12 protein-coding genes are annotated in these 15,650 nt (G+C 72.9%); 11 read left to right on the top strand and 1 reads right to left on the bottom strand.

Annotation, left to right across the window (positions count from 1 at the left end):
* Positions 1–274 precede the first annotated feature (274 nt).
* On the top strand, positions 275–3,244 hold the full coding sequence (locus tag BGM09_RS15870) for a glycoside hydrolase family 3 C-terminal domain-containing protein (protein ID WP_188282240.1): 2,970 nt from the start codon (positions 275–277) through the stop codon (positions 3,242–3,244).
* A gap of 33 nt (positions 3,245–3,277) precedes the next feature.
* Here the strand turns inward: BGM09_RS15870 and BGM09_RS15865 are convergent, their stop codons facing one another.
* Entirely contained in the window at positions 3,278–3,784 is a 507-nt protein-coding gene (locus BGM09_RS15865) for a cupin domain-containing protein (protein WP_188282239.1), read from the bottom strand.
* 139 nt (positions 3,785–3,923) lie between these two features.
* On the opposite strand from BGM09_RS15865, the gene BGM09_RS15860 reads away from it, so the two are divergent.
* The 10 genes from BGM09_RS15860 to BGM09_RS15815 all read left to right on the top strand — a co-directional run bounded on the left by BGM09_RS15860 (position 3,924) and on the right by BGM09_RS15815 (position 15,586).
* Positions 3,924–4,454, top strand: a complete 531-nt coding sequence (locus tag BGM09_RS15860) for an RrF2 family transcriptional regulator (protein ID WP_188282238.1) — start codon at positions 3,924–3,926, stop codon at positions 4,452–4,454.
* Positions 4,451–5,401: a DsbA family protein gene (locus BGM09_RS15855; protein ID WP_188282237.1), complete on the top strand. Its 951-nt coding sequence runs from the start codon at positions 4,451–4,453 to the stop codon at positions 5,399–5,401. The genes BGM09_RS15860 and BGM09_RS15855 overlap by 4 nt, the downstream gene beginning before the upstream one ends.
* A gap of 556 nt (positions 5,402–5,957) precedes the next feature.
* Entirely contained in the window at positions 5,958–7,514 is a 1,557-nt protein-coding gene (locus BGM09_RS15850; RefSeq protein WP_188282236.1) for an ABC transporter substrate-binding protein, read from the top strand.
* Entirely contained in the window at positions 7,511–8,590 is a 1,080-nt protein-coding gene (locus BGM09_RS15845) for an ABC transporter permease (RefSeq protein ID WP_188282235.1), read from the top strand. The genes BGM09_RS15850 and BGM09_RS15845 overlap by 4 nt, the downstream gene beginning before the upstream one ends.
* Positions 8,587–9,483: an ABC transporter permease gene (locus BGM09_RS15840; RefSeq protein ID WP_188282234.1), complete on the top strand. Its 897-nt coding sequence runs from the start codon at positions 8,587–8,589 to the stop codon at positions 9,481–9,483. The genes BGM09_RS15845 and BGM09_RS15840 overlap by 4 nt, the downstream gene beginning before the upstream one ends.
* On the top strand, positions 9,467–10,714 hold the full coding sequence (locus BGM09_RS15835) for an ABC transporter ATP-binding protein (protein WP_188282233.1): 1,248 nt from the start codon (positions 9,467–9,469) through the stop codon (positions 10,712–10,714). The genes BGM09_RS15840 and BGM09_RS15835 overlap by 17 nt, the downstream gene beginning before the upstream one ends.
* Positions 10,711–11,817 (top strand): ABC transporter ATP-binding protein, encoded by a 1,107-nt coding sequence (locus BGM09_RS15830; RefSeq protein ID WP_188282232.1) that lies wholly within the window; start codon positions 10,711–10,713, stop codon positions 11,815–11,817. Before BGM09_RS15835 ends, BGM09_RS15830 begins: the two co-directional genes overlap by 4 nt.
* Before the next feature lie 180 nt (positions 11,818–11,997).
* Positions 11,998–13,080 (top strand): LLM class flavin-dependent oxidoreductase, encoded by a 1,083-nt coding sequence (locus BGM09_RS15825; protein ID WP_188282231.1) that lies wholly within the window; start codon positions 11,998–12,000, stop codon positions 13,078–13,080.
* Between the two features lie 65 nt (positions 13,081–13,145).
* On the top strand, positions 13,146–14,357 hold the full coding sequence (locus BGM09_RS15820; protein ID WP_317452720.1) for an acyl-CoA dehydrogenase family protein: 1,212 nt from the start codon (positions 13,146–13,148) through the stop codon (positions 14,355–14,357).
* Between the two features lie 65 nt (positions 14,358–14,422).
* Positions 14,423–15,586: an LLM class flavin-dependent oxidoreductase gene (locus BGM09_RS15815; RefSeq protein ID WP_188282229.1), complete on the top strand. Its 1,164-nt coding sequence runs from the start codon at positions 14,423–14,425 to the stop codon at positions 15,584–15,586.
* The last annotated feature ends 64 nt before the right edge of the window (positions 15,587–15,650 follow it).

Raw genomic sequence — 15,650 nt, 5'->3', positions numbered from 1 at the left:
GCGAGGGGCCGCCGCCCTGTCCAGGGCGGCGGCCCTTCCGCATGTCCGGGACCGGGGCGCTCCGGGTGTTCGGGATCGCACCTAATCTGGGCAGCCGCGTACGCGACAGACGGTCTTAGCGGCCGACTTCACGCAATATGGCGGCGTCGAATCTGCAATAACCCTTGACCTGTGCGCAAGTTGAGCACAATCCTCGGTGAGCACTCTTGGGCTCCATCCCCCCTGGCACGGGCGGCACCCCACACACCGCCCGCCGAACCCGAACGGAGTGGCGATGAGACGACGCCCCCTGCTCTCCAGCGTGCTCGCCATCGCGGTCGCCGCGCTGGCCGCCCTGACCGCCGGACCGCTGCCCGCGCAGTCCGCGTCGGCGGTCGGCGCCCGGCCGTGGACGAGCGCGGCCGACACCCCCGCGCAGCGCGCCGACGCACTGCTGGCGCAGATGACCAACGCCGAGAAGATCACGATGATGCACGGCGGCGCGCAGTGCTCCTGGGGCGCCTGCGTGGACGCCAACACCCGTCTCGGCATACCCCAGTTACGCCTTCAGGACGGCCCCGCGGGCGTCGCGGACGGCGCGGGCGGTGTCACACAGCTCCCGGCCCCGGTGGCCGCCGCGGCGTCCTGGGACCGCGACCTGGCCAAGAGCTACGGCCAGGTGATCGGCAACGAGGAGTGGGGCAAGGGCGCCAATGTGGTGCTCGGCCCGACGATCAACATCGTGCGCGACCCGCGCTGGGGCCGCGCCTTCGAGTCGATGGGCGAAGACCCCTACCTGGCGGGCCAGTTGGGCGCCGCCGACATCCAGGGCATCCAGAGCCAGGGTCCGATGGCCCAGGTCAAGCACTACGCGGACTACAACCAGGAGACCAACCGCAACAACGCCTCGGACAACGTCATCATGTCCGACCGCACCCAGCGGGAGATCTACCTGCCCGCCTTCGAGGCCGCCGTCAAGCAGGGCCAGGCGTACTCGGTGATGTGTTCCTACGCCTCGGTCGCGGGCACCTTCGCCTGCGAGAACGCCCAGTTGATCCAGCAGGTGCTGGAGGGCGACCTCGGCTTCACCGGCTTCGTCACCTCCGACTGGGGCGGCACCCACTCCACCATCGCGTCGGCCAACAACGGCCTGGACCAGGAGATGAACGGCAGCGACTTCTACGGCACCGCGCTCACCAACGCGGTGTCGTCCGGCCAGGTCTCGCAGGCCACGCTCGACGGGCACGTCCGCCGCATCCTCACCGCGATGTTCGCCTCCGGGCTCTTCGACACCACGCAGACCGGCACCATCACCACGCCGGTCAGCACGGACGCGCACCGGACCACGGCCCGGCAGGTCGCCGAGGAGGGCAGCGTCCTGCTGAAGAACGCCTCCGCCGCCCTGCCGCTGGGCTCCGCGAACAGGAAGATCGCCGTGATCGGCGACGACGCGGGTCCCAACGCCATGACGGCGGGCGGCGGCAGCGCGCACGTCGGCTCGTCCTCGGTCGTGACCCCGTACTCGGCGCTGGTCACCCGCGCGGGCGGCGGCGCGAGCGTCAACTACGCCCAGGGATACGCCTCCCCGAGCGGCGAGATCGTCGGCAGCCCGTATCTGACGCCCTCTTCGGGCAGCGGCCACGGCCTGTACGGGCAGTTCTACAACGGCACGTCGATGGGCGGCACGCCGGTCCTCTCGCGGGTCGACCCGACGCTGAACTTCCTGTGGGGCGGCGCCTCTCCGGCGTCCGGCGTCCCGGCGACCGGCTGGTCGGCGAAGTGGACCGGCACGCTGACCCCGCCGACCACCGGCACCTACACCTTCGCCCTGACCAGTGACGACGGCAGCAGGCTGTTCGTCAACGGCCAGCAGATCATCGGCAACTGGGCGAATCAGCCGACCACCACGAAGACGGGCACGGTGACGCTCACGGCGGGCCAGCCGGTCAGCGTCGAGATCGACTACTTCCAGGACGGCGGCGGCAGCGAGCTGGAACTGGGCTGGCAGATCCCCAACCAGGACCTGCACGGCGAGGCCGTCACCGCGGCGCGCGACGCGGACACCGCGATCGTCTTCGTGAACAAGGGCGAGGGCGAAGGCGCCGACATCAACGACATCTCGCTCTCCGCCGACCAGAATCAGCTCGTCACCGATGTGGCGGCGGCCAACCCCAACACCACGGTGGTCGTCAACAGCGGTTCCGCGATCGCCATGCCGTGGGCCAATTCCGTCCGGGGCATCGTCGAGAACTGGTATCCGGGCCAGGAGGACGGCAACGCCATCGCCCGGCTCCTCTACGGCGACGTCAACTTCTCCGGCAAACTGCCCGTCACCTTCCCCGCCTCCCTCGCCGACGTCCCCGCCCACACCACCGCCCAATGGCCCGGCCAGAACAACACCGTGCAGTACAGCGAAGGCATCAACGTCGGCTACCGCTGGTACGACTCACAGAACAAAACCCCGGCCTATCCCTTCGGCTTCGGCCTGTCCTACACGACCTTCGGCTACTCCGGCCTGACCGTCGGCGCACCCGACAGCAACGGCAACGTCGCCGTCGGCTTCGACATCACCAACACCGGCACACGAGCAGGCGCCGAAGTCGCCCAGGTCTACGTCGGACAACCCGCCACGACGGGTGAACCGCCCAAGAGCCTGCGGGGCTTCCAGCGCGTCAGCCTCAACCCCGGCCAGAGCCAGCACGTCTCGCTCACCCTGGACGCCCGCAGCTTCCAGAACTGGACCACCACCTGGACCAACGCGGCCGGCACCAACACCGTCTACATCGGCTCCTCCTCCCGCGACATCCGCCTCACCGGCCAGACCACCATCCCCGCGGGCAACGGCGGCGGGACCGGGAATCCCGGCCAGAGCACCACGATCAGCCTCAAGGCGCACGCCAACAGTCAGTACGTGACGGCGGAGAACGCGGGCGCCGCCGCGCTCATCGCCAACCGTACGGCGATCGGCCCCTGGGAGACTTTCGACGCAATCGACCTCGGTTCAGGGACGGTCGCGCTGCGGGCGCACGCCAACAACAAGTACGTGACCACCCCCGGCTCCGGGGCCGGTGCGCTGATCGCGAACAGCGGCACCATCGGCGCCGCCGAGACCTTCGACCTGATCCACGACCCGGACGGCGCCGTGACGCTGCGCGCCCACTCCAACCATCAGTACGTGACGGCGGAGAACGCGGGCGCCGCCGCCCTGATCGCCAACCGTACGGCGATCGGCCCCTGGGAGGAATTCGACCTGATCAACGACTGACCTCGGCCGCCGGTCCTTCCGGGTGACGGCTCGTCAGGAGCCGTCACCCGGAAGCGCGTACAGACTCGGGAGGTTCACCACGATCGCCTCCTGGGTGCTGCGGGCGATGACGACCACGGCCTCCTCGGAGTCGTCGGGGTTCTCCTCGCGGTGCGGCACGAAGGGGGGTACGAAGATGTAGTCCCCGGGCGCGGCGCGCAGCCGTACCTCCTCGGGCTCACCGCCGGAGTCGTCCACGAAGACGAACTCCGGCCGTCCGCTGACGACATAGATCGCGGTCTCCGACTCGCCGTGGTGGTGGTCGGAGGAGGCGGTGGCGGGGGCGACATGGGTCTGGCCCATCCACAGCCGCTCGGACCCGACGGTCCCGCCGCTGATCGCCGCGAACCGCCGCATGCCGCCGGTCTGCGCGGTGTCGCCGTCGAGGCCGTCGGCCCTGATGTGGTGCAGTCGGCTGCGCAGCGAGCCGTGCGAAGGGTCGGAACCGGCCGGGAGATGCGGATGGAATCCCTCACCGGCGATGGTCGGCTGATCGCTCATGGCAGACGACGCTAGAGGGCGCCCGGAAAAGATGTCAAGAGGTGTCCATTACGGCTCACCTGCACAGACGCACCTTTCCGTGGCTGACGGGGCCTACGGCGGTGCCGCCCTCCGCCGTCCGGCGCGCCATACTGGTGCCATGCATATCTCCGCGAAGGCGGACTACGCCGCGCGGGCCCTCATGGAGCTGGCCTGCGACATCGACCGCCCGCTGACCTGCGAGGCCATCGCCTCCTCGCAGGAGATTCCGTTCCGATTCCTGAAGTCCGTGGTCGGCGAGCTGCGGCGGGCGGGGCTGGTGCGCAGCCAGCGCGGCTGCGAAGGCGGCTACTGGCTGACCAGGCCCGCCGCCGAGATCACGCTGCTCGACGTGGTGCGCGCCGTGGACGGCGAGGTGATCACGCTGCGCGGCGAGCCGTTGGCCGAGCTGGCGTATCCGGCGCCCGCCACGGGCCTGCCGAGTGTGTGGCGCACGATCGAGGAGGGCGCCGCCGCCGTGCTGGCCGGGGTGACGATCGCCGCGCTGCTGCCGTCCGGGTCGGCCGCGGCCGGTGGCACACAGGCCGCCGCCTCACAAGCCGCCGCGCCGGACGCCGCGCCGGACGCCGCCTCGGCCGCCCCTTCGGCCGCCCCTTCGGCAGGCGAGGACCGCCTGGCGGGCGTGGCATGACCGGTCCCCCGCCGCCCGGTGGCACCGACCATCTCCATGTCACCGAGTACACCGATCCGCTCTGCCCGTGGGCGTGGGGCTCCGAACCCGTCTTCCGCGCGCTGCGGGCCGCACTCGGCGAACAGGCGTCGTGGCGGCGGGTGTTCGGCATTCTCTTCGACACCGACGACGACCCGGCGCCCGATCCGGCGGCCGAGACCCGGTGGTACGAGGGCTTCGTCCGGGAGATCAGCGGGCACACCGGGGCTCCGCACGCGGCGCGGCTGAGCCGGGTGGCGGCGACGAGCTGGCCGGCGTCGCTGGTCGCCAAGGCGGCCGAGGCGCAGGGCGGGCAGGTGGCCGACTGGGTGCTGCGACGGCTGCGCGAGACGATGTTCGTGACCGGCGAGCCCGCCGACACACTGGACCTGGCGCTGGCCGCCGCCGACGGCGTGCCCGGCCTCGACCCCGTACGCCTGGCCGCCGACGCCGCGTCCCCCCAGGTGCTCGCCGCCGTGACGGCCGACCGTCGGGAGACGCGCGCCCCGCTGACCGATGCGCTGACCGCCGCGCTGGCCGATGCGCTGACCGTCACAGCGGCCGGGCCGCATCCAGGCGCCGCCAAGGAGACGCCGTCGGGAGAGCTGCGGTACGCGCTGCCCACCGTCGTGCTGACCGGCCCGCTCGGGCGTCGCGTGGTGCCCGGCAGGCGTCCGACGGCGAGCTATCTGGAGGCGGCGCTCGCGGTCGCCCCAGGCGTGTCCGTGTCGGTCGAACGGCCTTCGGCCGAGGCCCTGTTGGCGTACCACCGCAGCCTGACCCGGCCGGAGTGGGAGCTGCTGGCGCCAGGGGTCACGCCGCCCGCGTCGGCCGTCCTGGTCGCCACCGGGAACGGCCCGCTGTGGCTCCACCCGGCCGAGGCCGCGGCATACCCGGCCCCCGTATCCGCACCCCCGTCGCCGCGTTGACCAGCGGGTCTCTCGTGCGCGGTGACCGTTCCACCGAATGAGACACCTTTTGGTGTCCATTGACATCGGCTCACCCCGGCAGTCAGGATGGGCACATGCTTACGACGCACCCCGGTGTGGTGTGCCGCTACGTGGACTTCCTGCGTACCAGCAGCGCTCTCTGTCGCTGACCGTACGCCCGTGGCCCTCGCGCGGCGCCTGACCGCCCCGCAGACCTCAGGCCCCAAGTCGGCCGGCCTGTGTCCAGGCCCGTGCGCCCCGCCCCCGCGTCGTCCCGCTCGTCCCGCCGTGGCCTCGTCGTCCCGTGACGCCTACGCCATGACCCCCGCCGTAACCGCCTGAGGCATCCGCCCCGGCGCGGCACTCCCCCGTCACGCCCACCGCACAGTGCCGCCGCCATGCCGCCGCACCGCGATCCGTGCCGCCTGCGTCTTCGGCGCGCCGGTCTCCTGGCCGTCGCCGAGCGGAACGGCACGCCGTACGCCGCCCCCGTCGCGCCGCCCTCACCGTCGAGGGCACCCCCTCGAAACGCACCCTCGAAAGGTGACGCCTCGTCATGAATCGTGCCGCCGTGACCAGTTCCCTCCCCTCCTCCCCGAGCAGACGTTCCTTCCTCGGGCTCGGCCTCGGCGCGGGCGCCGCCCTGGCGCTCGCGGCCTGCGGCAGCGGCAGCGGCGCCTCGGGGAGCAGCGCGGGCTCCTCCGTCCTCAAGTGGGGCTGGGCGCTGCCCACTTCGTGGGACCCGGTCTTCTCCTCCGCCGGATGGGACGTGCACTCGCTCTCCCTGGTCTACGCGGGCCTCACGAAGCTCGACCCGCACGGCGCGGCCGTACCGGCGCTCGCCAGCGCGTGGAAGTACAACACCCTCGGCACGCAGGTGACCTTCACCCTCCGTACCGGGCTGACCTTCTCCGACGGCTCCGCGCTGGACGCCACCGCCGTCAAGAAAAGCCTCGACCGCGGCCGTACCGACCCCAAGTCGCTTGTCGCACCGCAGCTCACCTCGGTCAAGGCGGTGTCCGCGCCGAACGCCACCACCGTCGTGATCGACCTGACGCACCCGGACTACCAGCTCCCCAATCTGCTGGCGGGCAAGACCGGGATGGTCGTCAACCCGGCCGCCTTCACCTCGGACGCCGCGGGCATCGCGTCCAAACCGGCCGGCTCGGGACCATTCACCCTGACCTCGTACACCCAGAACGCCAAGGCCGTCCTGCGGCGCAACCCCACGTACTGGGACGCGGCCTCGGTCAAGCTGGACAACTTCGAGCTGTACCCGCTGCCCGACGCCTCCACGGTCGTCGCGGCGCTCCAGTCGGGGCAGTACAACGTGGCGCAGATCCCGGGCAGCCAGGTCGAGGCGGCCAAGGCGGCCGGGCTCGAAGTGCAGGTCATTCCCTCGATGGTGGTCGCCACGCTGGATGTGAACAGCGGCAAGGCGCCGTTCGACGACCCCAAGGTGGTCGAGGCCCTGAAGTACGCGATCGACCGCGAAGCGCTCCTGAAGACCCAGGCGTTCGGCCACGGCGAGGTCAGCTACCAGCCCTTCCCGAAGGGCTACGCGGGGTACGACCCGGCCAGCGCGAACCTCTTCCCGTACGACCCGGAGAAGGCCAAGCGGTTGCTCGCGGAGGCCGGGCACGCGGGCGGTCTGGACCTCACGTTGACCACCGGCGCCGCGCAGGGCGAGCCCGAGCAGATCCAGGCGCAGCTCAAGAAGGTCGGGATCAACGCGAAGATCGAGGTCATCCCTGAGGCGCAGTTCACCCAGATCATCTACATCCAGCACGACCGGCAGGTGGCCGTCGACCAGTTCGCGGGCCGCGACTCCGCCGTGCAGGCGTTCCAAGTGCTCTTCGGTGAGCAGGGGTTGATGAATCCGGGCCGCACCACCCCGCCGGAACTGGCCGCCGCCATCGACAAGGTGACGCGCACCCCGCTCGACTCCCCCGACTATCCGAAGGTCCTCCAGGCCGCGAGCGCCACCGCGGTGCGCACCACGCCGAACGTCTTCCTCTTCACGGTGCCGCGCATCCTGGCCAGGACCCGCGGGGTGTCGGCGCTGCCCGAGACCACGGTGGTGCAGCGCTTCGAAGGGGTGACCGTCGGATGACGGCGCTCGCCGCCGCGCTGCCTGAGCGGCGGCGGTCGGCACGGGCCCGCCGGGCGCTGATCGCGCCGCGGCCGATCGGTTCCGCGGTGCTCACCACCGCCACCGTGTTCCTGCTGTCGTCGCTGCTGACCTTCGGGCTCGGCGCGCTGTCGAACGCCAACCCCGGCGCGGCGGTGCTCGGCGAGACCGCCACGCCCGCGGACATCGACCGGATGAACCACGCCTTCGGCCTGGACCGGCCGCTGCCGGTGCAGTACGTGAGCTGGCTCGGCCACGCCCTGACCGGCGATCTCGGCCGTTCCTGGTTCACCACGCTCCCGGTCTCCGACAGCGTCTTCCGGGCGCTGCCGGTGGACCTGTCGATCGCGGGTCTCGCTCTGGTGATCGCCGTACTGCTCGGCGCGGCGGGCGGGATCGCCGCCGCCTACAGCAACGGCGGCCGGCTGGACCGCGCGATCACCGCGGCCTGCTCGGTGCTCGGTACGCTGCCCGCCTTCGTCGTCGCGATCGCTCTGATCGCGGTGGTGTCGGTGAAGCTCGGGTGGCTGCCGTCCGGCGGCTACACCGCCTTCGGCGACGATCCGGCGCAGTGGCTGCGCTTCGCGGCGCTGCCCGCCTTCGCGCTCAGTCTGGACGCCGCCGCGAACGTGGCCCGACAGCTACGGGCCTCGCTGGTCGGGGAGTTGCGGGCGAATTACGTGACGGGCGCGGTGATGCGCGGTCTGTCGGCCCGGCGGGTGCTCTTCGGGCACGTGCTGCGCAACGCGGCGGGACCCGCGCTCACCGTCCTCGGCATGAGCGTGCCGATGCTGATCGGCGGCGCGGTCGTCACTGAGCGGATCTTCAACCTGCCCGGTATCGCGCAGCTCTCCCTCCAGGCCGCACAGCAGCACGACGTGCCGGTCATCCAGGGCACGCTGCTGGTCACGGTGGCGGTGGTGCTGCTCGCCAACATCGCGATCAACGCCGGTCTGCTGGCGCTCAACCCGGCCGCGCGCAGCGGCCGTTCGAAGACGACCGCGGCATCGGGAGACGGCGCGCTCGCTGACGATGCGTCACGTGGCGGTGCCTCATGAGGACGCTGCGCCGCACCGGACGGGTGCCCGCCGCCCGTTTCGCACTGGCCGTACTCGCCGTCGTCGCCCTGCTCGCGGTGGTCGGCGGGGTGATCGCCCCGCAGGACCCGCTCGCGCAGGACACCGCGCGGGTGCTCCAAGGTCCCAGCGGATCACACCTGTTGGGGACGGACTACCTCGGCAGGGACGTCCTGAGCAGGCTGCTGGCGGGCACCGGACGTTCCGTGCTCGGCGCGGTCGAGTCGGTCGGCGCGGCGATGGTCCTCGGCGTCGTGCCGGGCCTCGCGTCGCTGTGGCTCGGCCGCGGCTTCGAGTGGGCCGCGCTGCGCGCGGTGGACGCGCTGATGACGCTGCCGTTCACGCTCTTCGCCATCGCCGCGATCGGCGTCTTCGGCAACGGCCTCAACCAGGCGATGCTCGCGCTCGGCGTACTGCTGGCCCCGCTGTTCTTCCGGGTGTCCCGGGCCGCCGCGCTGGGCCTGAAGCAGGCCCAGTACGTGGAGGCCGCCGAGCTGATGGGCGCCTCGCGCGGCCGGATCCTGCGGACCCACATCGCCGCGAAGGTGCTGCCGACGATCGCCGTGACCACGGCCCACGCGCTGGCGACGGCCCTGCTGACCGTCGCCTCGCTGACCTTCCTCGGCGTCGGCGTCCAGCCGCCCGCCCCGACCTGGGGCGGCATGCTCGCCAGCGATCTGGGCTATCTCGCGCAGCAGCCGTGGGCGCCCGCCCTGCCCGGCGTCCTGATCATGATCACCGTCGGCGCGCTCAATCTGCTCGCGGACGCCGTACGGGACAGCGGCGCCGATGCCGGAGCCGAGCCGCGCGCCGAACCGCGCGCCGCCCGCGAACCCCAGGGGAGGAAGGCCGATGACCGTGTCGTCGCTGTCTGAGCCGGGCCGCGCCCGCACCATCGGTGCGACCGGACCCGTACTCACCGTGGACGGGCTGCACATCACCGTCTCCGGCGGTCGCGCCGAGGCCGTCCGCGACGTGTCCTTCACCGTCTACGCGGGCGAGGCGGTCGGCGTCGTCGGCGAGTCGGGCAGCGGCAAGACGCTGACCTGCCGCTCGCTGCTCGGCGTGCTGCCGCCCGGCTGCGAGGTGTCGGCGGGCAGCGCGGTGCTGGCCGGTGCGGATTCCGACGGTACGTCGTCGGCCAGCGCCTCGGCGGCCGGTGCGTCGTCGGCCGGTGCGTCGGGGGCGAGTGCGTCGGCTGCCGGAAAGGCGTCGCTCGCAAGCGCGTCCCTCGGCAGGGCGTCGGCCAGGAAGTCCTCGGGCGGGAGGTCGGGCGGGAGGTCGGGCGGGAAGTCGTCGGGCGGCACCTCGTCGGCCGGTACCGATCTGACCGCGCTCGACCGGCGGCAGTGGGAGCGGCTGCGCGGGGTGGAGCTGGGCGCGGTCTTCCAGGACCCGGCGTCGTATCTCAACCCGGCCCTGACCGTGGGCCGCCAGCTAGCGGAGCCGCTGCGCGTACGCTTCGGTCTGAAGCGGGCGCGGGCGCACGAGCGGGCCGTGGAACTCTTCGCCTCGGTCGGCCTGCGCGATCCCGCCGACGTCTACCACCGGTATCCGCACGAGCTGTCGGGCGGCATGCTACAACGCGTCCTGATCGCCATCGCGGTCGCCTGCGACCCGCGGCTGCTCGTCGCGGACGAGGCCACGACGGCGCTCGACACCGTCGTGCAGGCCGAAGTCCTCGATCTGCTCGCCCAGTTGCGCGACGAGCGCGGTCTCGCGCTGCTCCTGGTCACCCACGACCTGGCCGTCGTCGCCGAGGTCACCGACCGGGTGCTGGTCTTCTACGCGGGCGAGATCGTCGAGGACGGCCCCACCCAGGACGTCGTCCACCGCCCCGCGCACCCCTACACCGCGGCACTGCTGCGCGTCGCCTCCCTCGGCGACTGGAACCGCCGCGAGCTGGCCGTCATCCCCGGCCGGCCGCCCGAGGCGGGCGAGGCCCCGGTCGGCTGCCGGTTCGCCGACCGCTGCGCCTTCGCCGAGGACCGCTGCCGTACGGAGCCGGTGCCGCTCACCGCGACCGCCGACGGCCGCCGTGTCCGCTGCGTGCGCGCCGCGGAACTCGCCCTGTCCCCGCCGCCCCTCCAGGAGGTGCCCGCATGACCACCACCCCCGCGGCCCGCACGGCGCCGGTATCCGACGTCCCTTCGCCCACGGCCGACATCGAGCGGCCGGTCGCGCCGTCCGCGGCGCCCGCGGCGCCCGCCGTCGAACGCGAGACGCGGGCGTCCGCGCCCGCGCTCCAGGTCGAAGGGCTCGGCGTCACTTATCAGCGGCGCCCCGGCCACAACCACAGCGCCCCCGTACTGAGCGGTGTGGACCTGGAGGTGACGGCCGGTCAGATCGTCGGGGTGATCGGCGAGACCGGGTCCGGAAAGACGACACTCGCGCGGGCCGTGGTCGGGCTCGCGCCGGCGGTGGTGGCCGGGCGGATCGCGGTGGCGGGCGTCGAGGTCGGCGCGCTGCGCGGGCGGGAGTTGCGCGACCACCGGCGGTCCGGGCTGGTGCAGTACATGTTCCAGGATCCGCTGCGGTCGCTGGACCCGGACCTGACGGTGAACGACCTGGTGGGCGAACCGCTGGCGGTCGCCGGGGTGGAGCGGGCCGAGCGGCGCGGCCGGGTGGCGGAGGCGCTGCACAGGGTGGGGCTCGACGCGGACGCCCTGGGCGGCCGGATTCCGGCCCAGCTCTCCGGCGGCCAGCGTCAGCGCGTGTCCCTGGGGCGGGCGATCGTCACGCGGCCCGCGTTGCTGCTGGCGGACGAGCCGGTCAGCGCGCTGGACGCCTCGAACCGCAACCATGTTCTGCGGCTGCTTGACGAGTTGCGCCGCGACCTGGGCGTGGCCGTCGTCGTCATCTCGCACGACCTCAGCTCGCTGGCCGGGATCGCCGACCGGATCGCGGTGCTGTACCGGGGGCGGCTGGTCGAACAGGGCCCGACCGCCGACGTGTTGGCCCGCCCGCTGCACCCGTACACCGCGCTGCTGACCGCGTCCGCGCCTCGCGTGGACCGCGATCCGTCGAAGCGGCGCGAGCGGCCGGGGCCGCCGGGTGAGGTGCCGGTATGGGCGGCCGACTCCGGCGCCTGCGTCTTCGCCCACCGCTGCCCGCTGGCCGACGCCGACTGCGGTACGCAACCGGGCAGTTCACCGCACACCGGCGAGCGGGCGGCCGCCTGTCACCACCCCATCACCGCCATCCGCTGACCTCGTGCGCCACCCGTGCCCGTACCGCCACCGCTTCTGCCCGTCGCACTGCCTTGCCCGCCCGGCACGCACACGCTCGGATCCGTCCGGGCGAGGACCGGACGCCGCTGCGTCCAGGCGGACCGGGGCGAACAACGCCGTACGCGGCACCAGCGACCCACACCCCTCGGGAGAGACATCGTGCCCATCGAATTCATCGGCATTGCCAGCACCCAGCAGTTCAGCGAGACCGGCGCCGCGTCCGGGCCCGTCGTGGACTCCGGCTATCTGACCGAACTGGCCCTGGCCCACGAGGAGTCGGGCTTCGACCGCGTACTGGTCGCGCACTCCTCCGCAAGCCCCGACGGCTTCACCGTCGCCGACCAGATCCTGAACCGTACGACCAGGCTCGGTGTGCTGCTCGCCCACCGTCCCGGCTTCGTCGCCCCGACGCTCACGGGCCGCAAGTACGCCACGCTCGACGCCTTCCACCCGGGCCGGGTCGCGCTGCACGTCATCACCGGCGGCGACGACGCCGACCAGGCGCGGGACGGCGACATCAGCGACAAGCCGACCCGCTACCGGCGCACCGACGAGTTCCTCGACGTGGTGCGCAAGGAGTGGGAGTCGGCCGAACCCTTCGACTACGAGGGCGAGTTCTACACCGTGCGCGGCGGCTACTCGTCGGTCCGCCCGGCCGATCCGATCCCGGTGTACTTCGGCGGCGCGTCCGGTGACGCGGTGCGCGTCGGCGGCAAGCACGCGGATGTGTACGCCTTCTGGGGCGAGCCGCTCGCGGGGATCGCCGAGCGCATCCGGCAGGTCCGCGCGGCGGCGTCGCCGTACGGCCGCGACCCGCGGTTCAGCGTCAGCCTGCGCCCGATACCGGCCGCCACGGAGGCCGAGGCGTGGCGCCGCGCCGAGGACGTCCTGCGGCTGACGAAGGAGAAGGCGGGCGAGGTGCGCAAGGCGTTCAACCTCGACCACAGCGCGCAGGAGGGCTCGCGCAGGCTGCTCGAATACGCCGCCAAGGGCGACGTGCACGACAAGCGGCTGTGGACGGCGGTCGCCAAGGTCACCGGAGCCGCGGGCAACTCCACCGCGCTGGTGGGCAGTTACGAGCAGGTCGCCGAGTCGCTGCTGGACTACGTGGGCCTGGGCGTTTCCACCCTCCTGATCCGCGGCTTCAGCCCGCTGGAGGACGCCCGCGACTACGGCTCCCTGGTGCGGCTGGTCCGCGAGCGGACCGACGGCGCCGCGCTGACCGGAGCGGCTGCCGTATGACCGCCGGGACCGGGAGCGCGCCCTCGGTGGGGAGGCGAACGGCTCCGCCACAGGACGGCCGCACCGTGACCACCGACCTCGCGTCCACCTCCGGCTCCGCGCCGGCGAGCGCTGCCGCCACCGGCCTGCCCGCACCCGACTACGACCGGCTGCCCGAGGTCGCGGCGGCGCTGGCCGCGCGGGCCGGTGAGCACGACCGGGACGCGAGCTTCCCGCACGAGGGCGTGGCCGCCGTCCACGCCGCCGGACTGCTCACCGCGACCGTCGACCCGCGCCTCGGCGGCGCGGGGGCCGGTCTCGCCGACACCGTACGCATCCTGCGGGCGCTCGGCGGCGGCGATCCGGCGGTCGCGCTGGTGACGTCGATGACGCTGTTCGCGCACGCGGCGCAGGCCCGTGCCCCGCACTGGCCGCAGGACACCTACGGCGAACTGCTGGCCGAGTCGGCGCGGCGCCCGGCGCTGGTGAACGCCCTGCGGGTGGAGCCCGATCTGGGCAGTCCGGTACGCGGCGGGCTTCCGGCGGCCACCGCGCGGCGGCGCGCGGACCACTGGGAGTTGACTGGGCACAAGATCTTCTCGACCGGCGCGGTGGCGCTGCGCTGGATGATGGTGTGGGCGCGTACGGACGAGGAGCCGGTGCGTACCGGTTCGTTCCTGGTGCGCACCGACGCTCCGGGCATCGAAGTGCGGCCCACCTGGGACCACTTGGGGCTGCGCGCCAGCCGCAGCGACGATGTGCTGTTCGACGCGGTCCGGGTGCCGCTCGGCCGCATCGCCGGACTCACGGCGCCCGGCGAGGACGGCGGCCGGGATGTCGTCGGCGGTGCCTGGAACTCGCTGGGCCTGACCGCGCTCTACCTCGGCGTGGCGCGCGCCGCCCAGCGGTGGCTGACCGGTTTCCTGCACGAGCGCGTGCCCAGCGCGCTCGGCGCTCCACTGGCGACGCTGCCGCGCTTCCAAAGCGCGGTCGGCGAGATCGATGTCCAACTGGCGGGTGCGGAACGGCTGGTGGCGGCGCTGGCCGAGGCCGTCGACAGCGGTGATCCGCTCGCCGCCACGGAGGCGGGCGGCGCCAAAGTGCTCGGGACCCGGGCCGCGATCGGTTCGGTCGAGCAGGCCGTCGCGCTGATCGGCAACAACGGCCTGACCAACGACAACCCGCTGCAACGCCATCTGCGGGACGTGCTGTGCTCCCGCGTCCACACCCCGCAGGACGACTCGGTGCTGCTCGGCGCCGGGCGCGCCGCCCTCGACCTCGGCGGGTCCGCCCGCTGATCCCCTCCTTGCTTGCTCTCCCGCTTCTTCTCACGCGCTTCCTCTCACGAAAGGCCCCAGCAGCCATGCCTGTTGAGTTCATCGGCATGATCGGCACCCGCGACGTCTCCGAGGTCCGTCCTCCGTCCGGGCCCGTCGTCGACCCCGACTACACGCGGCGGTTCGCCCTCGCCCACGAGGAGGCCGGCTTCGACCGCGTCCTGATCGGCTACGGTTCCGGCAGCCCCGACGGTACGCAGGTCGCCGCCCATGTCGCCGCGCACACCAAGAGGTTGGGGCTGCTGGTGGCGCACCGCCCCGGCTTCGTCGCCCCCACCCTGGCGGCCAGGACCTTCGCCACCCTCGACCAGTTCTCCGGCGGCCGTACCGCGGTGCACATCATCACCGGCGGGCACGACGCCGAGCAGCGCAGGGACGGCGACCACCTAGGCAAGGACGACCGCTACGCGCGGACCGACGAGTACCTCGACATCCTCAAGTCCGCCTGGACCAGCGCGGAACCGGTCAGCCACAAGGGCCGCTTCTACCACTACGAGGACTACCTCTCCGAGGTGCGCCCGGTCACCGAGCCCCGCATCCCGCTGTACTTCGGCGGCTCGTCCGATGCCGCCTACCGGGTCGGCGGCAAGCACGCCGACGTCTTCGCGCTGTGGGGCGAGCCGCTGGCCGAGACGGCGGAGCAGATCGCGTCCGTGCGGGCCGCGGCCGAGGCGGCGGGCCGTACCGAGCCGCCGCGGATCAGCGTCTCCTTCCGGCCGATCCTCGGCCGTACCGAGGAGGAGGCGTGGGACCGCGCTCACCGCATCCTGGACACCATCAACTCCCGTGGCGCGGCTGGCTCGTTCGTCGGCAGCCGCCGCACGACGCTGCCGGTCGGCCCGGACGCCCAGCCGCAGAACACCGGCTCGCGGCGGCTGCTCGCCGCCGCGGCCAAGGGTGAGCTGCACGACCGGGCGCTGTGGACCCCCACCGCCAAGGCGACCGGAGCCGCGGGCAATTCGACCGCCCTGGTCGGCACACCGGAGACCGTCGCCCAGGCGCTGCTGGACTACGTGGACATCGGCGTCACCACGCTGCTAATCCGCGGCTACGACCCGCTGGACGACGTGATCGACTACGGCCGCGACCTGCTGCCGCTGGTCCGGGCCGAAGTGGCCCGGCGCGACGCGGACGCGGCGAGCGTGTCCGGCTCCGCTCCCGCGGTCGCCGCCGCGAGCGGTGCCCGATGAGCGCCCCGGCCGGCCTCGCCGAGGCCACCGGCGACCCGGTGCACCCGCGGGTCCCGAGCCCGGT

It is taken from the genome of Streptomyces sp. CBMA29 (assembly GCF_014596445.1).
Lineage (GTDB): Bacteria > Actinomycetota > Actinomycetes > Streptomycetales > Streptomycetaceae > Actinacidiphila.
The sequence above is the reverse complement of the archived record's forward strand: the minus strand, read 5'-3'. Positions and strand labels throughout refer to the sequence as shown.